Origin of the sequence: Flexibacter flexilis DSM 6793 (assembly GCF_900112255.1) — a bacterium.
GTDB lineage: Bacteria > Bacteroidota > Bacteroidia > Cytophagales > Flexibacteraceae > Flexibacter > Flexibacter flexilis.
The window spans coordinates 833800-856619 of the sequence record NZ_FOLE01000001.1 but is presented as its reverse complement, the minus strand read 5'-3'; the positions used below and the strand labels follow the sequence as shown (position 1 = coordinate 856619).

Annotated in this window: 17 protein-coding genes; 9 read left to right on the top strand and 8 right to left on the bottom strand. The window is 43.1% G+C overall.

The genetic code is table 11. From position 1 onward, the window contains the following. Positions 1–18: 18 nt before the first annotated feature. From BM090_RS03685 to BM090_RS03665, 5 genes are all read left to right on the top strand, one after another. Positions 19–846: an amidohydrolase gene (locus BM090_RS03685; RefSeq protein WP_245756674.1), complete on the top strand. Its 828-nt coding sequence runs from the start codon at positions 19–21 to the stop codon at positions 844–846. 57 nt (positions 847–903) lie between these two features. Continuing rightward, on the top strand, positions 904–2226 hold the full coding sequence (locus BM090_RS03680) for a T9SS type A sorting domain-containing protein (protein ID WP_091507520.1): 1323 nt from the start codon (positions 904–906) through the stop codon (positions 2224–2226). A 99-nt stretch (positions 2227–2325) separates the two neighbouring features. Beyond that, on the top strand, positions 2326–3843 hold the full coding sequence (locus tag BM090_RS03675; RefSeq protein ID WP_091507516.1) for a T9SS type A sorting domain-containing protein: 1518 nt from the start codon (positions 2326–2328) through the stop codon (positions 3841–3843). A gap of 111 nt (positions 3844–3954) precedes the next feature. Next, entirely contained in the window at positions 3955–4764 is an 810-nt protein-coding gene (locus BM090_RS03670) for a phosphodiester glycosidase family protein (protein ID WP_091507513.1), read from the top strand. 305 nt (positions 4765–5069) lie between these two features. Then, positions 5070–6494, top strand: a complete 1425-nt coding sequence (locus BM090_RS03665; RefSeq protein ID WP_091507510.1) for a tetratricopeptide repeat protein — start codon at positions 5070–5072, stop codon at positions 6492–6494. A 69-nt stretch (positions 6495–6563) separates the two neighbouring features. Here the strand turns inward: BM090_RS03665 and BM090_RS03660 are convergent, their stop codons facing one another. Beyond that, on the bottom strand, positions 6564–7100 hold the full coding sequence (locus BM090_RS03660) for a GNAT family N-acetyltransferase (protein WP_091507507.1): 537 nt from the start codon (positions 7098–7100) through the stop codon (positions 6564–6566). A gap of 220 nt (positions 7101–7320) precedes the next feature. Between BM090_RS03660 and BM090_RS03655 the strand changes: the two genes are divergently transcribed. The 3 genes from BM090_RS03655 to BM090_RS03645 all read left to right on the top strand — a co-directional run bounded on the left by BM090_RS03655 (position 7321) and on the right by BM090_RS03645 (position 10514). Beyond that, entirely contained in the window at positions 7321–8310 is a 990-nt protein-coding gene (locus BM090_RS03655; protein WP_091507504.1) for an aspartate-semialdehyde dehydrogenase, read from the top strand. 82 nt (positions 8311–8392) lie between these two features. Then, entirely contained in the window at positions 8393–9061 is a 669-nt protein-coding gene (locus BM090_RS03650; protein WP_091507846.1) for a DUF4159 domain-containing protein, read from the top strand. A gap of 91 nt (positions 9062–9152) precedes the next feature. Next, a complete protein-coding gene (locus tag BM090_RS03645) occupies positions 9153–10514 on the top strand; it encodes a UDP-N-acetylmuramate--L-alanine ligase (RefSeq protein WP_317040724.1) in 1362 nt (453 codons plus the stop codon). A gap of 93 nt (positions 10515–10607) precedes the next feature. Here the strand turns inward: BM090_RS03645 and BM090_RS03640 are convergent, their stop codons facing one another. From BM090_RS03640 to BM090_RS03615, 6 genes are all read right to left on the bottom strand, one after another. Next, a complete protein-coding gene (locus BM090_RS03640) occupies positions 10608–12188 on the bottom strand; it encodes a T9SS type A sorting domain-containing protein (RefSeq protein WP_091507496.1) in 1581 nt (526 codons plus the stop codon). A gap of 108 nt (positions 12189–12296) precedes the next feature. Next, complete coding sequence (smc, locus tag BM090_RS03635; RefSeq protein WP_091507493.1) at positions 12297–15827, bottom strand: chromosome segregation protein SMC; 3531 nt, start codon at positions 15825–15827, stop codon at positions 12297–12299. A gap of 80 nt (positions 15828–15907) precedes the next feature. Next, on the bottom strand, positions 15908–16804 hold the full coding sequence (locus BM090_RS03630; RefSeq protein ID WP_091507489.1) for a hypothetical protein: 897 nt from the start codon (positions 16802–16804) through the stop codon (positions 15908–15910). 78 nt (positions 16805–16882) lie between these two features. After that, a complete protein-coding gene (locus BM090_RS03625; protein WP_091507486.1) occupies positions 16883–17968 on the bottom strand; it encodes a serine hydrolase domain-containing protein in 1086 nt (361 codons plus the stop codon). A 41-nt stretch (positions 17969–18009) separates the two neighbouring features. Further along, positions 18010–18993 (bottom strand): bile acid:sodium symporter family protein, encoded by a 984-nt coding sequence (locus tag BM090_RS03620; protein WP_091507482.1) that lies wholly within the window; start codon positions 18991–18993, stop codon positions 18010–18012. Positions 18994–19081: 88 nt separating this feature from the next. Next, positions 19082–19924, bottom strand: a complete 843-nt coding sequence (locus BM090_RS03615) for a helix-turn-helix domain-containing protein (protein ID WP_091507479.1) — start codon at positions 19922–19924, stop codon at positions 19082–19084. 107 nt (positions 19925–20031) lie between these two features. Here BM090_RS03615 and BM090_RS03610 point away from each other — a divergent pair, with 107 nt between their 5' ends. Then, positions 20032–20868 (top strand): siderophore-interacting protein, encoded by an 837-nt coding sequence (locus tag BM090_RS03610; RefSeq protein ID WP_091507475.1) that lies wholly within the window; start codon positions 20032–20034, stop codon positions 20866–20868. A gap of 206 nt (positions 20869–21074) precedes the next feature. Here BM090_RS03610 and BM090_RS03605 read toward each other — a convergent pair whose 3' ends face one another. Beyond that, complete coding sequence (locus tag BM090_RS03605; RefSeq protein ID WP_091507472.1) at positions 21075–22616, bottom strand: carboxylesterase/lipase family protein; 1542 nt, start codon at positions 22614–22616, stop codon at positions 21075–21077. Between the last annotated feature and the right edge of the window lie 204 nt (positions 22617–22820).

Sequence of the window (22820 nt, the reverse complement as noted above, 5' to 3'; positions counted from 1 at the left end):
TTTGTGCCCAAGTAAACGATGAACGAACTAACTAAATCAATTTTTATGCGTACAGAAATGAAACCCGAATTTAAAGTAGCTCTGATACAAACTGATATTCATTGGCAAGACGTAACGGCCAATTTGGCAACGTTGGAAGAAGAAATCGCGCAACTACAAGGCCAAGCCTTAGACCTGATCGTATTGCCCGAAATGTTTACGACAGGCTTTACGATGCAGGCCGCCGAATGCGCTGAACCTGCCAATTTGCATACGTTTCGGTGGCTCAAGTTGCAAGCCGAACGCACGGGCGCAGTCATTACGGGAAGTTATGTAGTGAAAGAAAATAATCAGTTTTATAACCGCCTTTTGTGGGTGCAACCCGACGGCCAGTTTTGGCAATACGACAAACGCCATTTGTTCCGCATGGCGGGCGAAGACGGCGTTTATACGGCAGGCAGCCAAAAAATAATTCCGACGTGGAAAGGCTGGCGATTTTTGCCGCTTATCTGCTACGACTTGCGCTTTCCTGTTTGGAGCAGAAATGTGGACAATGAGTACGATTGTTTGATTTATGTGGCCAATTGGCCAGATGTGCGCGTGGTGGCTTGGGATGCACTTTTGCAGGCACGCGCCATCGAAAATCTCGCGTATGTGCTGGGCGTGAACCGCGTGGGAACAGATGCCAACAAACTTTGGTATTCGGGACATTCGGCCATGATAGAACCCAAAGGCACGGTGCATAGGTTGCCAGAAGGCAAGGTTCACTCCGAAATTTTTACGTTGGAGGCGCAAAAGCTAACGGCTTTTAGGGAAAAATTCCCCGCGCACTTAGACGCAGACCAATTCGAAATTAAACCCAACTAAATATACTATTCTCTTCAAATTCAATTATTTATCAAAAAACAAATTATTTAAACAACCATGAAAAAATTATTTTTTGTTCTATTCTCTTGGCTTACGGTCGCTGCGCAGGCGCAAATGTTGCCGCCTCATTTCCCTGCATCAAGTGCTTCTTTTACCCAAAAATATTTGATGCCCAAAGATTTATCTTCTCTTTTTAAATCTTCTTTGCCCAATGCCATGCGCACCATGCAGCCGAATACGACCATGATTCGGGTAGATAGTGTTGTGAGGATGGATTCTATTTATTCGGATATAACGCACCGCTATGAAATGTTTGAATACAACAATGAAGGGCGTATTGTGAAGGATAGTATGTTTTATAGGTTCAATGCAAACCCGCGTATGTTGGAGTCTAAAAACGAATATGAATACGATGCAAACGGACGATTGGTAAAAAAAAGAAAATATAAGAATACGCCTAACTATGATGTGCTGTCACTAAACGCGACTACAGATTATTCTTATGATGCCAATAATTTGCTTTTGGAGGAAAATGGGGTATTCGTAAATGGCAGTATGAGCAAGGAAAATTATACTTATAATGCCAACAATCAAATGATAGAGCTTATTTCGAAATATAAAAATTCAGATACAAGCAACTGGGCTATAAATAGTAAGGTAGTATTTAATTATGATGCTTCTGGCAAACCTAATTATTACGGATACTATGCTCCTAATGCTTCCGCTCAGCTTTATTTGGCCGCTAAATACTCAATCTACTTTAATGCTGGCAATAAAATTGACTCGATGTCAAGCACGGTGCTCTATGAGGATAGTAGCGTTGCGTGGGCATCAAAAGAAACTTATTCGTATGATGGGAATGGTAATATGAGTGTACGCAAAATGTTTGATTATGACACGATTTCCAACACATGGACTCCAACAATAACACAGTACTATCAGCTCAATCCTAATTATTTGATGAGTAATGTGTTACAAGAATCTGATCCATGGCCGATTGGCTTTGCGCAGTTCTTCACCAATGCCTTTGTTCATCTGGACGTTTATAGGTTTGTGGCTGCTTCTAATACATGGAAATTTAATAATTTATACGACTACTATTATTCGCCCATAGAAATTACATCCACCAAAACGGCCAGCACTTCACAGGCGAGTTTGTACCCGAATCCCGCGACTAATGTCCTAAACGTACAATTGTCAGGCAACGCCACCGAAGGGCAAATCAGCTTGTACGATGCGCAAGGCCGCAGGGTACTGAATCAAAGCGTTTCGGCGCAACAAAGCACACTCGATTTGCAGGCTTTGCCGCAAGGAATGTATTTCTATCGTCTGCAAACCGACGGCCAGAAGCTCCAAACAGGTAAGGTGACTAAACTTTAAAAAATATTATTTATATAAAAAAGAAAACACTTGTAATCTATTGACTACAAGTGTTTTCTTTTTTATATTTACTCATTATTAATTTTTAACCTTGACAAAATGACAAAATACATCTACTCCACAGCCATGCTTTGTTTGCTGGCTGCAACTTATGCTTTAGGGCAAGCTAATTCGGCTAGGCTCAAGTTCAAAGAAATCTTACCAGATTCGGCCACAAGTCTTGAAGTGTTTGATTTTGTAAATAATATCAATGCAACTAACCATGCAGGAGCAAAAATAGCTCTAACCACCAATGCCCTTCGTTTGGATAGTATAGTGCCAAGCGTTATTTCGGAAAAGTATCTGTACAAATACAATGCGAATAATCAGGCCATTGAGGAGGATAGAATGACGCAAACTGCCGTTGCTGGAGGAATACCGCAATATCATGTGCAGGAAAAAAATATTTATAGTTATGATAGTGTTGGAAATAATACAGGTTGGATTACTCAAGTGTGGGATACGGCCACTAATTCACTTGTTAATACTACCAATTTTGCACGTACTTACAATCAAATAGGAAAAGTAACCTCTGCTATTACCTACTATTACAGTGATAATGCGTGGAAAGAACAATATGGTTATCTGTACACTTATGATAGCCTTGGCAATCTTGCAACGTTTAAAGAAATACGTTGGAACTATTATGGTAATAATTGGGATACACAATTTATCTATAGTTATACATACAATAATAATAAATTAACTAATTCGCTTTTGTATGTCTATTATAGCAGTTATACTAATTCTGTTAAGACAACTTATCAATACAATGCTCAAAACCAGCTTATAGAAGTGGTTGATTTGTGGAGTAGTAGTCCGACTTTGTCTAGCTATACTGGCCATTATAAAAATACATACAGTTATAATGTGGCAGGGCTACAAACAGAATGTATTAGATATGTTGGAGTACCAGGTTCAGTGTCTAATTGGGTTCCTGAATTAAAATGGACTTATGAGTACAATAATTTAGGTTATAAAACTGTCGAAATAATGCAGAAATATAACAAAAATATAAATTCATGGTATAATTACGATAAAAGGAATTACGACGTAGATATAAATGGGAATGTGTTGTTAGATGCGTATTCGTATGCACCAACAACTACTTCTCCTTGGGTCTGCATGAGCAAACGCCAATATGTGTACGATACGAATACTTTAACTGCAAGCACGTCGCTACCTCCTTATTTTCTTTATGGCTTTGAATCTCTCAATATTGTAACGGCTCGTTTGTATCATCAATTTAATGAGACTACATCTACATGGAGCATTTCGTTGCCCGTGAATTATTTCTATACACCGCCTAGCATTGTTACATCCACCAAAACGGCCAGCACTTTGCAGGCGAGTTTGTTCCCGAATCCCGCGACTAACGTCCTGAATGTTCAGCTTTCGGGTAATGCCACTGAAGGACAAATCAGTTTGTACGACGCGCAAGGCCGCAGGGTACTGAATCAAAGCGTTTCGGCGCAACAAAGCACACTCGATTTGCAGGCTTTGCCGCAAGGAATGTATTTCTATCGTCTGCAAACCGACGGCCAGAAGCTCCAGACGGGTAAGGTGGTTAAACTTTAATTGACCACAACATATTTTTTAATAAAGACAATAAGAACAGTTACACTATGGATTTGTTTATGGTGTAACTGTTCTTGTTTTTGTAAATTATTGAATTAAATATAGTGGAAGATGAAGATAGTATATACGCTTTTGGGATTGTTGGTGTGGTTGGGTGCGCAAGCCCAAAGCCAAGTTCAGGAATTGGAAACAGGATTAGAACTCATTACGATTAAAAGCCCTGTTGCGACTAATCCAGAGATTACGGTTTTGCGCATTAACCCCAATGATTTTGATTTTGTGATGAAAAATGCGTCGGCGAAGAAAGTCCCCGAACGCTTGCCGATGGATGTTTTTGCGAAAAAAGCAGGATTATTGGCTGCCGTGAACGCGGGAATGTTCGAACTTGATGGCGTATTTCTGACAGCAACAGGCTATACAGCCAATTACAATCATATCAATAATGCGCGTTTGCGCAAAGATTACAAACTGATGTTGGCCTTTAATCCGAAAGATAATTCTGTTCCGCCGATGCAACTCATAGACCTTTCTGCCCAAAATTGGGACTTGCTCAAAACCAAATATCATAGCTTTTCGCAGGGGCTGCGCGTGGTAACTGGCGGCAAAAATGTTTGGAAACAGCAAGCTAAAAAATGGAGTATGGTTTTGTGGGGAACAGACAAAGCGGGCAATGCGCTGTGGATATTTACACGTTTTCCGTATTCGGTGCACGATTTTGCTAATATTTTGCTCCAAACGGATTTGGATATAGACAAAATCATGTATTTGGAAGGCGGCCCAGAGGCTTCTTTTTGGCTTAATCATGGGCTTGCCCAACGTGCGTTGATGGGCAGTTACGAAACGGGTTTTAATGAAGACGATAAGAATAAAAGATTTTGGGAGTTGCCCAATATTATCGGGATACAGCGAAAGAAAAAATAAGTCACTTTTGCGAAACAGGAAAGTAAGTAGAATTGCATTGTTTCTAACTTTTAGTATTTATCTTATAGCAATAGCTTTTTGGGAATGTATTGTATCCAAAGAAGTTATTGCTATATTTTTTGATAGTTGAAAGGCAGTGTTTTGGCCAAATTCGCGGATTTTCGTACTTGCGCGATGGCTGTTTTATTGGTCAATGGAATTTGTTATTCTGCATTCTTGTTGCTATATTGTGCGAAATAGGTATCGTTTTTGACAGCGAAAAGCTCCTTTTACATACCTCATAGCCCACATTAACAAAAAATCAGATGGCTAAAAACTTCAAAGACAGAGAAGAAGGCGCAGAATGGGTGAGCCGCTTCGAAGCAATGCTTCAAAATGGCAATACTGCTTTCTTTGATTTGGACAGTTACGAGTATATCATACAATATTATCTTAGAAACGGAAATTTTGGGACGGCTCGCCAAGCCTGCGAATTGGCCATTGAGTCCTATCCTTATTCTACGGATTTAATGATAGATTATGCGCATATTTTGGCCAATACGGGCGAAATAGAACGCGCAATGGCGACCATTGAGTCGGCAGAATTACTTTTGCCCAACGACGTGGACGTGGTGATGGTTAAAAGTTCGCTGATGGCGCAAAACAATCATTACAAAGAGGCCGTAGATTATATCCAGACCGCACTGGAAACCATCGAAGAAAAAGATGAATTGTATTTCATTTTGGGTGTAACCTACCAGCAATGGAACAGGTTTGATAAAGCCATAGAAGCCTATCAGCAAACCATCAAGCTCAACCCGAAGCACGAAGATGCGCTGTTGGAGCTTGGTTTTTGCCTTGACCTGACGGATCAAAATGAGCAATGTATCGACGTGTACAAAGCCTATTTGGATCACGAACCTTATGCGTTTCAGGCTTGGTACAATTTGGGAATCATTTATAGCAAGCTCGAACGCTACGAAGAGGCACTGGACGCTTATGAGTTTGCCATAGCTATCCAAGACGAATTTGTAGAAGCCTATTTCAATATGGGTAATGTGTATATGAGTATGTTACGTTTCCAAAAGGCATTTAGCTCTTACGAATACGCGCAACAAATCGAGAAAAAACGCGGACAAGAAAATCCTGAAACACTCGTGTTTATGGGCTTGGCTTGCGAGCATTTGGAGAACTACACCGACGCGATGCACTATTTCCGCGAAGCCCTCAAAATAGACAACGACTATGCGGAGGCTTGGTTTGGAATGGGAGAATGTATGTTGCGCCAAGACAAAAACTATGAAGCGATTCATTTTTTTAGCAAAGCGGTTGAGCTTATCCCTGAATATGCGATTTATTGGCAAAAACTTGCCGAAGCCGAATACAAAATAGACAATGTGGTTTCCAGTATTAAAGCCTACGAGGAAGCTTGTACGCTCGAGCCCGACAACGTAAAATGTTGGATAGATTGGTCGCTGATTTACTACCAACAAGGTGACTTCTCGAAGGCGGTTGAAGTAATCGGCGACGGCATTGAGCAGAACCCCGAAGAAACGGTTTTGTATTATCATGCGGTGGCCTATATGTTGGGCTTGGGCAAATTCAAAGAGGCCTTGAGCATACTCGAACGCGCTTTGATGATGGACTATGAAGGCCACGCCGTTTTGTTTGAAATCATAGACAATTTGGAGGCGCAAAAAGCCTTACACAAAATCATTGCCCAATACAGCGACCTGAAAGGCGACAAATAATTTTTGATCAATAAAAAATAAAATCCCCGTAAAGCGAACCGATGCGTTACGGGGATTTTTGTTGTTGTATTATGCTTTCAAATAATCTTGACGCAACAAACCAAAAACATCTAAATCAATAAACGCCCCATGCAAATATTCGGCTTGGCGAAGCGTTCCTTCTTTTTCAAAACCAAGTAGTTGCGGAATGCGTTGGCTTCGCAGGTTGCCAGTGCCGCAACGAATTTCGAGCCGATGCAAGCCCAATTCCTCAAAACAAAATTGTAGCAGTCTTTGGCACGATTGCAACACAAGGCCGCGCCCTTGTTGGTCGGCGGCAATCCAGTAGCCAATTTCGGCGGACTGATTGGCCGCATCAAGTTTATACAGCCCGATTCTGCCCACTACGCGCCCGTCGGTTATCATCACAAAGGAATATTCCGTGCCTTGTGCGTGCCGATGTTGTGCGCCAGCCACAAAATTTTCGATAAACTGTACGTCTTGCGCCCTGTCCACCCAGCCGAGCCATTGCCGCAAATGCTCGCGGTTGTGCTGTACGATGTCAAAAATGGCGGGTGCATGCACCTGCGCAATGAGTTCCAGCACGGTGTTTTGGTTTACGATCATTGGAATATTGTAGTAAATTTAGGGTTTGTTTAGTGCTTTTGTTCTAAGGCGATTTTCTCTTTCACCCAAGATCCTGTTTCTTTGAGCAACGTGCCTTTGTGTTTTTTGACTAGCTAGTAGATCATACACTTATGAAATGATTTTATATTTCCCAAATATTAAACAACTTCGTACTTTTGCGGCACTGTAACAAATATTTGTAAACAACCTTTTCTCTTTTATGAAAATTGCAATTGTAGGAGCTACTGGCTTAGTTGGTGGCGAAATGCTCAAAGTGTTGGCAGAAAGCCAACTTCCTGTAACAGAAATTATCGCGGTGGCTTCGGCCAAATCTGTTGGGCAAAAGGTGCGCTACAAAGACCAAGAACTCACCGTAGTAAGTGTGGAAGATGCCATTGCTGCACGTCCAGCCATTGCGATTTTTTCGGCAGGCGGTAGCACTTCATTGGCTTTAGCTCCCGAATTTGCCAAAGCGGGCATTACGGTAATCGACAACTCGTCGGCTTGGCGCATGAGTCCAGACCACCAATTAATTGTGCCCGAAATCAACGCGCACACGCTCACGGCAGCCGACAAAATCATTGCCAATCCGAATTGTTCTACTATCCAAATGGTAGTGGCTCTCAATCCTTTATATAAAAAATACGGCATCAAACGCATCGTAGTTTCTACTTACCAATCCGTAACGGGAACAGGCAAAAAAGCCGTTGACCAACTCAACAACGAACGCGCAGGCACGGAAGGCGAAAAGGCTTATCCGCACCCAATCGACCTGAATCTTATCCCACACATTGATTCATTTTTGGACAATGGTTATACCAAAGAAGAAATGAAAATGGTAAACGAAACCAAAAAAATCATGGGCGACGACAACATCAAAGTAACGGCCACCACCGTGCGCGTGCCAGTTATTGGCGGCCACTCGGAGGCGGTAAACGTGGAATTTGAGCGCGATTATGATTTGGACGAAGTGCGCCAACTGCTAAGCACTACCGAAGGCGTGGTGTTGCAAGACGACGTAAAAAATAACGTTTACCCTATGCCACTTTTCAGCAAAGGCCGCAACGAAGTGTTTGTAGGCCGTTTGCGCCGCGACGACACGCAGCCCAACACGCTGAATATGTGGATTGTTGCCGACAACTTGCGCAAAGGTGCTGCCACCAATGCCGTACAAATTGCGGAATATTTATTGAAAAACAATTTGGTTTAATCGCCTCATGGCCAAGTCTTTGTCTTTCATAACAAAGGCTTGGTTTCTTTTTTTTAACTTTTTAAAACCCCATTTTTATACCATGCGTAAAGGCTTTTTAGGAATTTTTGTTGGGTTAATGCTTGTGGTTTTGTCGGCCAACGGGCAGCAAAATTATGCGTTTCGGGTGGCCAAACTCAAATACAATGGCGGCGGCGACTGGTACGCCAACAAAACGGCTTTGCCCAACCTGATTGGTTTCTGTAACGACAATTTGCGCACCAACATCGCCCCGCGCGAGGAGGTGGTAGAAGTGGGAAGTCTTGAACTTTTTGGCTATCCGTATGTGTATATGACGGGACACGGCAATGTGGTTTTTTCGGAAGCCGAAGCCCAAAATTTGCGTCAGTACCTTATCGGCGGAGGCTTTTTGCACATAGACGACAACTATGGTTTGGATAAGTTTGTGCGAACAGAAATGAAAAAGGTATTTCCTGAACTTAGCTTTGTGGAATTGCCGTTTTCGCACCCGATTTATCAACAAAAATACAAATTCCCGAAAGGGCTACCCAAAGTACACGAGCACGACAACAAACCGCCGCAAGGCTTTGGGCTGCTCTACGAAGGCCGTTTGGTTTGTTTTTATACTTACGAATGCGATTTGGGCAACGGCTGGGAAGACCAAATCATTTATAATGACCCCGAAAGCGTGCGCCAACAAGCCCTGCGCATGGGTGCGAACATCATGAGTTTTTGCCTTACGAATTTTTAGGCCGTAAAAGCGCACACAAAAACTTATTCCTTTCTATATTTTTATAACTTTGTGCGCCAAAGAAAAATACGATATATATTAGATAATGACAATGAAGCAAGTTCATTTTATTGCGGTTGGCGGAAGTGCCATGCACAACATCGCCATTGCTTTACATACAAAAGGTTATAAAGTAACGGGGTCGGACGACGAGGTTTTTGAACCATCGCGTAGCCGACTCGCCAAACACGGCCTACTCCCAGCCGAAATGGGTTGGAATCCTGAACGCATTCACGCGGGTCTGGACTCGGTAATCGTGGGAATGCATGCACGCCCCGACAATCCCGAATTGCTTAAAGCCCAAGAACTTGGCCTGACGATTTATTCATATCCTGAATTTATTTATAGCCAATCAAAAAATAAACAACGCATCGTTGTGGCGGGTAGCCATGGCAAAACCACCACCACTTCAATGATTATGCACGTGTTGGCGTACCACAAACGCAAGTTTGATTATTTGGTAGGCGCACAACTCGAAGGCTTCGACACGATGTGCAAACTCACGGAAGACGCGCCAATTATCGTGATTGAGGGCGACGAATATTTTTCTTCGCCTATAGACCGCACACCAAAATTTTTACGCTATCAGCACCATATCGGTTTGGTGAGTGGCATCGCTTGGGACCACATCAACGTATTCCCGACCGAAGAAATTTATGTGCGTCAGTTCGACCATTTTGCCGACGCGACACCCAAAGGCGGCATTTTGATTTATAACGACAAAGATCCGCTTGGTTCTGTTATTTGCAAAAAAGAACGCCCAGACGTGTTGCAAGTACCTTTCCAAACGCACCCAGCGCAAATCATTGACGGCGTTACGCACTTGGTTACGTCTGCGGGGAAAGTACCTGTGCCGTTTTTCGGACAACATAACTTACTGAATGTGAGTGGTGCGCAGCATCTTTGTGCTAAAATTGGGATTTCAGAAGAAATGTTCTACGAGGCTATTCAGTCGTTCAAAGGCGCGGCCAACCGTTTAGAATTGGTAAAACAAAATTCGATAACAGCACTTTACAAAGACTTTGCACACGCTCCGTCGAAAGTTCGTGCCACCACCAAAGCCCTAAAAGAGCAATATCCGCAACGCAAATTGTTTGTTTGCTTGGAGTTGCACACGTTTAGCAGCCTCAACAAAAAGTTTTTGAAAGAATATGAAGGCGCATTGAACATGGCCGATACGGCTATCGTTTATTTCAATCCTGAAGTAATCGCGCACAAACAACTTGAGCCAATTACGGCGGAAGAAGTAAAAACAGCCTTCAAAAAAGCAGATTTGCAAGTCTATAACGACAGTAAATCACTGGCCGAAATGCTCGAAAACTACGACTGGTCAGGCACCAATTTGGCCTTGATGAGTTCGGGCAACTTCGATGGCATTTCTGCTAACGAACTGGCCGAAAAGATTGTAAAATAGTTTATTCTTCTTTTTTTAGATAAAAATAAAAAGCACTTTGTACGGCTGCATTGTCCGTACAAAGTGCTTTTTATTTTCAGTAAAACAATGATTTTACTCTTTCACAAATTTGCCGTTTTGTGTTTGGCCATTGGCTGTAATACGATACAAATACAAGCCTGATTTTAAGTTGTTTACAGCTACTTTAGATGTATTTTCAAGGTTTTGGGTCAGTGCGCTGCGGCCTTGCGCGTCGAACACTTCCAGTGTTGCTTTTTGAGCATCATTCGCCAGCACAATATTCAAAACCTCTTTGGCGGGTACTGGATACACACTCGCCACCGTTTCTGCCTTGCCGCGCACCGCCGTTACTTCTTGAGAAGAGTAGTAGTAAGTGTAGCTTTGGGTATTATTCCATGTATTTGCACTGGTATTCCATGAATAATGTTGTTCCGTGGTTTTCATATTAGCCATAGTATAATAATCAGGCAATAGCAATTCAACCCCTGTATAATTTAGGTTAAAATTATACAAACTTTTACTAAGGTAATCCCAAGAGCTACTGGTTGTATTCCATTTGTAGATAATTACTTGAGTTATATTCCAATTGATATCATATTCATAATCAATTTTATTCAATAAAACCCAGCTTGAATCATTGTAAATATAATCTACTTTATTTGTAAGATAATTGTTTGAATTGTAAGTACATTCCGTTTTATAGCCTTCCCATGTATTTGTAGAACTATTAAAATTAATTTGATTCATTGATATAAAACTACCGCTATTATCAAAAAAATATTCTGCCTTACCTGAATAATCCCAGCTTAAAGTTACTGAGTTCCAGTTATATCTCATTACAATATAGTTGCTGCCATTGTACGTATAATTCATTTTCGAATTATTAAGCCATGTGTTATTATGCCATTGATAATAGTTCGAAGATATTATTTTTCCGTCAGAATTATAGCTATAACCGTATTTATTGCTACTTTCCCAAGTACTATTACTATCAACCCAATTATAAATATAAGAGTTGGTTCTCTGTCCATTTATATTATAAACCTCTTCTAATTTAGTTCCAAACCAAGTGTTAGTTAAAGCAACATAAAACTTTGAAATTTGCAATATTACAATTCCACTGCTATTATAACCTACCTCACTAATATACATTTCTTTCCATAAATTAGTAACGGTATCCCATGAATAAGAAATATAGGACTTTGTCGATTCTGTATAGGTATAAATATATTTTGTGCTATTGACCCAAGTGTTATTACTCCAAGAAAAGGTAATATACGAAGCTAAGAGATTATCCGAATTGTAACTATACTCTGTTTTAGTGCTTTTTTGCCAAGCCTGTGAAGAGGTATTCCAAAAAAAATAAATGGATGTAACGTTATGCCCCGTTGCATCATAAGTAAATATCCTTTTTGATGATTGCGCTATAACTATACTATCCAAACGCTGTTTGATAGCATTGGTTTCTAATAGCATATTGTCTGATTGTCGCGTTTCTTGATTATAAGGCAGTTGCATACGCTGCATTAGAGAATCAAGATTCCCATTTTTAAGAGCCGCAGACATCATCTCTGCCGTCACAGTTTGATTTAGAGCAGCGGGAGGTTGCATCTGCCCCAAAGCATTGAAAGCAAAGGCCACCACAGCAGCCAAAAGCGTTAGTGTTTTTTTCATAAATACATTTAAGGATTAAATAATTATTGCGCGAAATTCGTACAATAAGACATTAATAACAATGATTATTGTTTGTTAAATGTCATTATTCTGCAATAATTTCAAGCCTTAGGCCAACTCCCGCAAATCCACGGGAATAACACGCGAAACGCCTTGTTCCAACATCGTAACGCCATAAATTACGTCGGTGCTGGCCATCGTACGTTTGTTGTGCGTTACGATAATAAACTGCGACTCCGCCGAAAACTTCCGAATAATGTTATTGAATTTATCAATATTGGCATCGTCCAGCGGTGCGTCCACTTCATCAAAAATACAGAATGGCGCAGGCTTAATCAGGTAAATGGCAAACAGCAACGAAATGGCCGTCAGCGTTTTTTCTCCACCCGACAACTGATTGATAGTCAGTGGTCTTTTGCCTTTCGGACGTGCGACGATGTCAATACTCGAATCCAACGGATTGTTCGGGTCGGTCAGTATCAAATCGCAAGTATCTTCGTCGGTGAACAGCGACCGAAACACCCGAATAAAATGTTCGCGAATTTGCCCGAACGTGGCCATAAAATTATCACGCGCCACCGTGTCTATTTCGCTAATCGTGGCCAAAAGTGAATTTTTGGCTTCTGTCAAATCTTGTTTTTGTGCCGAAATAAAATCGTGTCGTTCTTTAATTTCGTTGTAGGCTTCCATCGCCATCGGGTTAATCGCCCCGATTTTATCCAACTGACTTTTTACGCCTTGCACGCGCTCTTTGAGTTCGGCTTCCGAATACAGGCCGCCGTCATAGTCCTGCATCATTTCGGGCGTAATCTGAATCTCAAATTCCACCGAAAGCCGCTCGCGTACTGCCGTCAGGTGCAAAGCCGATTCGTTGGACTTGTTTTGTAACTCACTCATTAACTGATCATTCAGTTCGCGTCTGCGCTGCAACTCGCGTATTTCTTTGTCCGCGCCGTCGATGCGCCCGCGCAATGCGTAGTACTCGCGTTCGGCTTCGTTTACGCCTTTTTCGATGGCTTCTTTTTCGGCATACATCGAAATAAGTTGTTCGTCCGAACCTTCCGCAATTTCGCGCAAAGCCTCAATGTCTGCCGTGAGTCGCTGCTGTTCGGTGGCCGCCTGCTCAACGCGATTCGCGAGCACTTGCGCCTCCGATTCTTTATAGCTAATTTCTTTTTGTTGGCTGCTTTGGCGGTTTTCTTGCTGATGAAACAAAATATTGAGCTGGTTATAATTGCCTGACTTTTGGGTCAAAAGCTCGTTGTTCACCAACAAATCTTGGTTCAGGCTACCGATACGCGTTTCAAGTTCCTGTAATTCAAATGCTTGCAACTGTAATTTGGGGCGTTGCTCCGTAATGTCTGCGTCCAATTGGGCTATTTTTTCCAAAATATCCTCTTGGCGCGTGTCGCTGTTGCGTAGCATTACGGCGAGTTGTTCTTGTTTGCTTCGCAAAGCCACAAGTTCCTGATTCAGGTAATTTATTTCTTTGCTAATGGATTCAATTACAGACTTTTGTGTATTGCGTTTTAGCTCTGCTACCGTGTTTTGTTTTTGTTCCAAAACGGCCTTGAGCTTTTCGGTTTGGCTGGCCAATTCTTTGAGTTGGGCTTGGAGTTTTTCCAAATTTTTGGCTCTGCCAATGCGTTTTCCTTCAAACAAACCCACCGAACCGCCCGCCCAACTAAAGGCGCGTTTGGTCAAGTTGCCGTTTGGCGCAAGCAACGTACAGCCCACCACGTCGGGGAACTGCTCCGCGCCCGACTGCACCAAATACACATTATCCAACAGATATTCCACCAACCGACGATAACGCGGCTCAAATTCTACAATCTCGATAGCGGCTTTCAGTTGCGCATTGAGCGAAGGCGGAAGCGTTGGCCTAAATTCTTCTAATTTACTCAAAATGAAAAAGTTAGCTTTGCCACGTGCCGACTCCGAAAGCAACCGAATCGCCTGCAATGCTTGCGCCTCATCGTCCACGACGTAGTAGTTCATGAGCGGTTCGAGGTAGCCTTCAATCGCCACGCGATACTGTTCCTCGCAAGTGAGAATATCCGAAACCAAGGGCGCATTTTTGTTCCAATCGGTTTGTTTTTTCAGGAATTTAATCGCCTCAGGGAAACCTTCTAAGCTGTCCACCAACGACTTAGTAAGATTATATTCGTTTTGAGCGGCATCGGCTTGGCGGTTGCAGGCGATGAGTTGTTCGCGTGCTTGCTCGGCTTCGAAGGTGTTTTGTTCTATGAGTTGTTGCGTGCGCGTTTCCTCCGCAATGCGGCGGTTTAGCTCTTGTTCTTTGTCCAAAACTTGCTCGCGCAAATCGGCCATGCGGTCTTCAAACTCGCCCAAACTCTCGGTGTGGCGGTCGGAATCTGCGCGATTTTTCTCCAACTCTTGTTTGAGGCTCGAAATTTGTATTTGGTTTATTTCCAACGACTTACGCAACTGATACACCTCGTCTTGACTTTGGCGGAAAAGCTGTGTCGCTTCGGCGGCTTGCGTTTGCAGTTGGCCAGTAAGTTGTTTTTGGGTTTCGTATTCGGTTTGGGCCGTTTGCAGTTGCGCTTCTACTTCGGCCAATTGTTTTTGGGTAATATGCTGTTCGGCAGTGAGTTGCGCGATGGCCGTTGCTACATTTTTTTGCAAATCTTTGTCTTGGGCAATTTGCTTGTCCAGATTTTTGATGCGCTCGGTAAACAATTGCAAACGCTCATTTTTGATTTTGCGGTCGTTTTCGTATTGCTGAATTTGGCTTACAAACTCATGCAACTGCTTTTGCCGCGAGGCAACCAACTTTTCGGCCTGAAGCATTTGCGCTTTTTCGGTTTGCAACAAATTATCACGTTCGGCCAGTTGCTTGTTCAGTGTTTCGCGCTCGGCGCGTGCTGCCGCTACTTGCTTTTCGATGCGCTGCTGCGACTGCGAAAACTGACTTACCGTAAGTTTGGCCAGTTCCACGCTCCAACGCTTGTATTCTTCTTTTAGCTCAAAATAACGCTGCGTTTGCTTGGCCTGTCGCTCCAGCACTTTCAGGTTTTTGACGATTTCGAAAAGCAAATCTTCGACACGTTCCAAATCCTTGTCGGTGTCTTCGAGCTTGCGAAAAGTTTCTTTTTTGCGTACCTTAAATTTGGATATTCCTGAGGCTTCCTCAAACAAATTGCGGCGCGAGTTGTCGCGGTCGTTGAGAATGTCGTCCACCATTTTCAGTTCGATAATGGCGTAACTGTCCGAACCTATACCCGTGTCTAAGAACAAGTTAGTAATATCTTTAAGCCGACACGTAACGCCATTGAGCAAATATTCGCTTTCGCCCGTGCGGTAATAGCGGCGCGTAAGCGAAACTTGCGCGTATTCGGTCGGGAGTATATTTTTTGTATTATTAAAAGTCAGGGAAACTTCGGCCATCTGCAAAGGCTTGCGGTTTTTGGTGCCATTAAAAATAATGTTTTCCATCTTTTCCGAACGCAAAGCCTTGGTTTTTTGCTCGCCCAACACCCACCGAATCGCATCGACAATATTGGATTTGCCGCAACCATTTGGCCCGACGATTCCCGTAATGCCCGCGTCAAAATTGACGGTTATTTTATCCCCAAAACTTTTAAATCCCTTTACTTCTAACTTACTTAATTGCATACGCTTCTGACACTGACAAACTCCTGAAAAATGTGGCGCAAAAACCTGAAAAACGCCTTTCGTGTGGTTTTCGGATTTTTTTATCCAAAAATTTTACGTTTTACTTTTTGCCAATAAAAAACGCCCATCGCATACGCATAAAAACGCTTGTATGCGCTGTTGGCGGTGGTCATAAATTCTTTGATTCGGGCTTTGGATTTGCCCTGAAAATGAAGCGTGTTGTGCAACACAAGTGTTTCTTTACCAGACACTTTGGCGAAAGGCAAGCCATTTTGCCAAATAATTCGTTTAAACTGTCCTTGCATCTCGAAGCCGTTGTGATAATCAATGGTTACGTCGTAGGTTTGGCCTTCGATGGTTTGCGAAATATCCAGCACTTGATTGGGATAGCTTTCGCGGAAAAGCGTAAACATGGTCATATCCGAAATGCCGCCCGCACCATGTTGCGCGATGTGCGTTTCGTACATGTGTTTTAACTTGGTATCATTGATGGTATTTTTGTAAAGCTCCGTGATGAAGTCACAGAAAAGCGAAAGCGTTTCGTAGCTGTTCACGAAATTGGTGTGCGCCGAAATCCCCGAAACCGTCATGCCAGCCTCCAAAACCGCTTGCGGCGCGTCGGCCAAATTGGTATAAGTAAGAATATCAGAATCCAAATAAATGCAGGATTGCCATTTGTTGGCACGCATCAGTGCACGCAACACAAACCAGCGTTGAATACAAAACAATTCGTAGTCGTAAGCATTGGTACTATAATGCTTGTAAGCGTCTGTAAACGTTTGGGCATCAGCAATATAATCGGCATAACTGAGATGTGTAACTACGTCCGAAAAATGTGCATTGTCGGCGTTGCCTACCAAATAAATAGGCGTTTGTGGCGGCTGTGTCTGACGCAATTGCCATAAACTTACGGGCAAATAATCACTGTTGCCTTTGTGTATCAGAACGATAGGAATTGTTTTTGTTTCATTTTTCATAAAAGCAAAAATAAACAATCGTTCGGGACTTTAAGCCCAATATTATCAGAAATTATTTGCCCGCAAATTGGTAATTTATCATTTGCCATAAGTGGCTTTGAGCTTGCGCATTAGCAATGTTGCGCCTTTGGGAACTTGCTCATGGAAGGCATTGGTAAAAATAATGTAGCCAATGTGTTTTTGTCGGTCAATGGAAACAAGCGTAAAATACGTGCCAGCCGTACCCGAATGCGTAGAAAATGATTGGCCGTTTTCGTAGCTATTGTACCAACCCATCGCGTATTGTGGTGCGCCATCGTGCAACAATTGATACGTTTTGGCTGTGAGGTACTTGTCTTTTCCTTGCAAACCTTGTATGTTTTTTTGAACAAATTTCAAATAGTCCGTAATTTTTGCGTTCAAATCCCCAGATGGTTCGGTTAGGTCTATGTGGTAACTCGTCGTGCAGGGTTCTGCCATCAATTGATTATTTTCCATCGAATGCCCCCACGTATCTTTGTTTTTGATGTTTTCAGGCCACGAAAAACCCACGTTTAGTTTGAGGTCTTTGTTCAATATTTTTTCGACTAATTGCTCCCATGTTTTGCCTGTTGCTTTTTCGAGCATCAGCGCGGCCAATGTATAGCCCGCATTGGAATACCGAAATTCTTGGTTTTCGCCATTGGCGGCAGGATTTAGCGTCAGTACAAATTTGCCAAAGGCTTCGCGTTGCTGCTGCTTGTTACCTGTAAATTTCGGAATTTCGGGGTCTTCAAAGCCCTGAAACGGCCAAATATGCGCCCGATGCGAAAGCAATTCTTGTAGCGTAATATTCTGATAATCAGCTTTTGAATCTTTTTTCCATTCTGGGAATAAATCAAAAAAACGGCTCGACCATTGCAACTTACCTTGTTCCACACATTTAGCTGCCAAAAAAGCAGTCAGGGCTTTGGTATTAGAACCCAAATGAAAACGGTCGGAAAGTGTGGCCGTATCGGGTAAGTTTACGGAATGTTTGCCAAGTGCTTGTATTTCAAGAACTTTGTCGCCTGTAACCACCACATAACTTAGCTCAGGGATTTGGTGTGCCTGACGAATGGAATCAGCAAAATGGCGCGTGCGCTGAGCTAAAGAAATTGTTTGGGTCGAAAGGACGAAAGCGAATAAAAATAGTGTTTTTTTCATTTTATAAAAATACGCGTTTTAAAATTTCAACTACTCTATTTTCATGCTTCACGTTTGCCCAACTTGGCCGCAATCGCACTGATAATCAGCAACTGGAAGGCATGAAAAAGCATGAGCGGCAACAAAATAATTCCCACCGAAGCCGAACCCGCAAACAAGATTTTGGAGAAAACCGTGCCGTGAACTAAGGATTTTTTTGTACCACAAAACTGCGCCGTAATGCGGTCTTCTATGCTAAAATTCAGGGCATTAGCGATTTTTCCTATCAAAAAATACACGCCATAAAACAGCCCCAACACTGCCACCGAAATCACGGCCATATCCGACCAATGCACCGTCTGGAAAATATGTTGCTCAAAGGATTCGGAAAAACTTTTGTAGATAATCAGCAAAATAACTGACTTGTCGAAAAGCGTCAGGTACTCGTTGTATTCTTTGGCGTATTGGCCGCCCCAGCGTTGCAGCAGCAAACCCAGCACCACAGGCAACAAAATGCCTATCAACAGTTTTAGATAAACGTCGGAAAGGTCATAACCCGCCGTACTGGTATTTTGGAGCAAAACGCCCATCCACAACGGCGTAATCACAATGCCAATGAGTCCCGAAATACTGGCGTTAAAAATGGCCGCAGGCATATTGCCTTTGGCAATTGAAACCATTACCACCGACGAGGAAACCGTAGAAGGCAAAGCCGCCAAAAACAGCAAAGCCAGCCACAAAGTTTGTTGTTGGGCGATAGGCAAAGCCGCTGTTTTGGCCAAACCATAAGCCGAAAGCACCAACACAGGAAACAACAAAAACGTAGATAACTGTATGACTACGTGTAGTTTATAGTTTTTGAGTCCCGACTTTAGTTTGTCTGGACTTAGCTTTAATCCATAAAAAAAGAAAATCAACGAAACACCTACTTCGCCGATAGTGTCCAGCGGAATGGGACTGCTTTTACTTCCCCATTGCGGGAAAAAATAAGCAATAATAATGGTAAGGATGATGAAAAGAACGAATCTGTCAATGTTGATTTTCATGGAAAGAATAATATGTGAGGCAATAATTTTTTAACTAAAACTAAAGTTAGGCGTTTGCCGCCGATAATGGCCAACGCCTAAGCAAATTTTAAGACAGTGTTTTGTGTTGCTGCCTGTATTGCGAAGGGCTTTGGCCATAGCATTTTTTAAAACTTTTGTAAAAATGGCTCTCGTCCGTATAGCCAAATAGGTGCGCTATTTCCGAAAAAGATAGTTCCGTTTTGGCAACTTTTTCGCCTATCAACTCCAAGCGATGTTCCGTGATGTATTGCTTGACGGCCTTGCCCGTTTGCTTCCGAAAATAAATCCCCAATTGGTTGGGTGTGGTATTAAATTTTTCGGCAATGTATTCTAAACCAAGCATTTGAGGCGAAAGTAAATGTTTGTGTATGTGTTTGAGAATCAAAGAAATATTTTTTTGTGGCGGAAGTGTTTCCCGATGCGGGTAATCCAAATTGCGTTCGATAATGCCGACCAAACAAATCAACTGGAAATAACATAGGTTTTCGTTGCAGACAATATCTTCGCTCAACTGGCACAAAATCGTTAAAATCTGCTCGGCAAGGGTGCGGTCTTTGCCCGAAAATGCAACTTTAGGATTGATGGGTAATTGCGCTTTGAACAAAGCAACTGCTTTTCCGTTGGAGTTGTCTATGAGTTCTTTGAGTTTGAGGCGGGCTTTTTCTGTAACTCTTATCAAAATCACCTCCGAAGGTTCGATGATGTCAAAAGAATGTTCTTCGCCTGTTCTGACAACAAATAAATCGCCAGCCACAAATGGGATTTTTACTTTCTCTTTAAAGTGATTGCCTGCTCCTGATACAATATATATCATCTCAAAATAGTCATGCACTTGGTCTGCAACAAACTGACGCTCTACCTGTTGCCGCTGTACGAACACGGGGACATATTGCTGGTCTTTTTTTGCCATATACAAAATATATTATGTGTAAAATTACCAAAAATTGGTGTAAATGTACAGGTATATCATTAGTGTTTGTATGCTACTTTGCATAAGTAAATACAAGGATATATTTTATGTCTGAACAAATGACCCACGAAGAACGACCTGTCGGAATGCAGGCTATCTTGACCGTAAAAGAAAAAATATTCCTAACACCTCATTATATCCGTATCGTGTTGGAAGGCGAAGGCGTTGCCAACTTTGAGCACGCTCGCGTAGGCGACAACAACAAAATCATTGTACCCGAAACGCCTACATCGCCGATTGTGCTGCCCGATTTTTCGCGCGGAGGTCGTGGTGGAGCAAGTGGCGGCGGCAATCGCCCCATTGTGCGCACTTATACGTTGCGGGCACTGGATTTGGCCAACAAACTCATGACCATTGATTTTGTGGCACATGGAGACAATGGCCCCGCTTCGCGCTGGGCAATGCAGGCCAAAGCAGGCGACCAATTAGGCGTTTTGATGAAAGTAAAAGACAAACAATTGTTTGCCGTAGCCGATTGGTATTGCTTGGTGGCGGACCATACCGCACTGCCCGTAGTAAGTGTTATTTTGGAACAATTGCCAGCCTCAGCACGCGGGAAAGCCATTATCGAAGTGCATAGCCCCGACGATGTTTTGCCTTTGCAAAAGCCTGAAAATGTAGAAATTATCTGGACATTTAATGCTGAAGCAGGCGCAAAAACAACGCTGCCCGCATTTCTTAGTCAAGAAAATTGGGCAGACTATGCAGGAAGTAAATTTGTATTTGCGGCAGCCGAACAAAGTGCTATCGCTGTCATACAGCAGCTTTTAAGAAACAATACGGCCTTAGAACGCCATGAATGGCAAACCTATTCTTATTGGAAATATGGGCAATCAGAAGATACGTCTTCAGAAGAGAGACGCTCTATGTCTCGGAGGCCTTAAAGATATGGAGCTACGCTTGTTGGCTAGCTCCCCAAAACTATTCTCTTAAACTATAACCAAACCTTTACATTGCTTGTGCATGAGCAAATTTTGAGAATTAGCTAAGATACTTTTGCTTCAAAGTACTCTTCTCAACAGAATTTTGCCCCTTACAATACAAACTTGTACCGTGAGGGGCAATTTCTTTTTAGGTATAAAAAGCTGATTTAAAATATTTTATCTAAAAATTTAAACTCGGCCTGATACGGCACAGCATTAGGTTTTACCTCCTCGCCAAAACGCATGATTTGTGGGCTTTGGAGCTGAAACGCTGGCCATGGCGGTAAGGTTTGGCCGTTAGGGTTTCCGTTGCGGGCAAAATTGACCCAATACGACGACATCATTTCCGAAAGCTGAAAATCCCACGCCGTAAAAGGCCTGTTCCAGTAGTGGAGCGTATGCAGCGCGTAGCTAAATTCGGCAGAATGAAACGCCCCAAAATCGGGTTCGCCTGCGGGTTTGTGCGTAAACCAATACAAAAATACCTTGTTTTTGCCCGTCTTGGCCTGTTCGCGTGCCCACGAATAGCTATGCCAACCAAACGAAAACTGATTTAGTAACTTCTCGGATTCGGTGGCTTGCGCGTCGGTGGCGGCTGGGAATATTTGCAAAATACTATCGGCTTGGTCGGGGTACTGTCGCCTGATTTTGGCCTGAAACTGCGCGGCAGTGAAGCGGTCAAACGAAACTCCATCGTCCAGATTCCAACCCGTAAGCAAAGGCGCATCATTTTGGGCGGCGGCCTCAAACACAGTGCGCACGTCGGGCACTACCACTTTATCACAAGTTACACTCCAACGGCCTGTCATTTTTTGCAGCGAATCGGCAGGCAATTGGCGCAACTGCTCCACAGACGCGAGGCCTAACTGTTGGGTGAGGCGCAAACCTGCGGCTTCGTTGTTTTCCAGCGACCTAAATTTCCCTTCTTTATTGAAAGAAAAAACACCACCGCTTTGCGCTATTACTTTGGAAAACAAACCTTTAGCCAACGGCGAAACCATCAGGGCGCAAATGCTATGCGCTCCCGCCGACTGTCCCGCCACCGTAACATTGGAGGAGTCGCCGCCAAAAGCCGCAATGTTTTGTTTCACCCAGCGCAACGCCTGCATCTGGTCAAGTAAGCCATAATTTCCAGAAGTATGCTTGGGATTTTCGGCAGAAAGTTGCGGGTGCGCCAAAAAACCAAATACGCCTAAGCGATAGTTAATCGTCACGAAAACAACGCCTTTGCGTGCCATTTGCTCACCATCGTAAAGCGACACTGTGCCCGACCCGCTCACAAATCCGCCGCCATGTATCCAGACAATAACGGGGCGTTTTTCGGTGGTTTGTTTGGCCGCCGTCCAGACGTTGAGGTACAGACAATCTTCGCTAATGGGCTGCTCTGGTGCCAAAAACTCGCGCGTCCAGCAATAAAAAGGGCGCGGCGTGCCTTGCATGGCCGAAGGCGGCGGCATTTGGCACTGTTTTACGCCTTTCCAAGCGGCGGCGGGTAGGGGAGCTTTCCAGCGCAAAGCCCCGACGGGCGGCGTGGCATACGGAATCCCCATAAAGATTTTTACTTCTTTGTCGGGAGTAGTTTTGCCCGAAATAAAACCCGATTGAGTCGGCAATTTTTGGGGATTAATGAGAGTCGGCGGCTCGGCTGCCGAACGATGGCCAATGCTCATGGTAGCAAGTAATAATCCAAGTTTTTGGGTTAGTTTCATAGGGTTTTGGTATCTGTAAAAGATTTGGCGTAGTAGAGCCAAAGATATGTTTTTTGTGAAAAAGAAGATAACAATACAAACGCTATACTGCCACAAAGTGTCAATTTCTGACACGCTGACCAAGAGTAGAATAGCTTATTTACATAACTTTCAAAAGAAAAAGTCTTACATTTACGGGAAAAGAGTTTTCGTAACACTGATTCT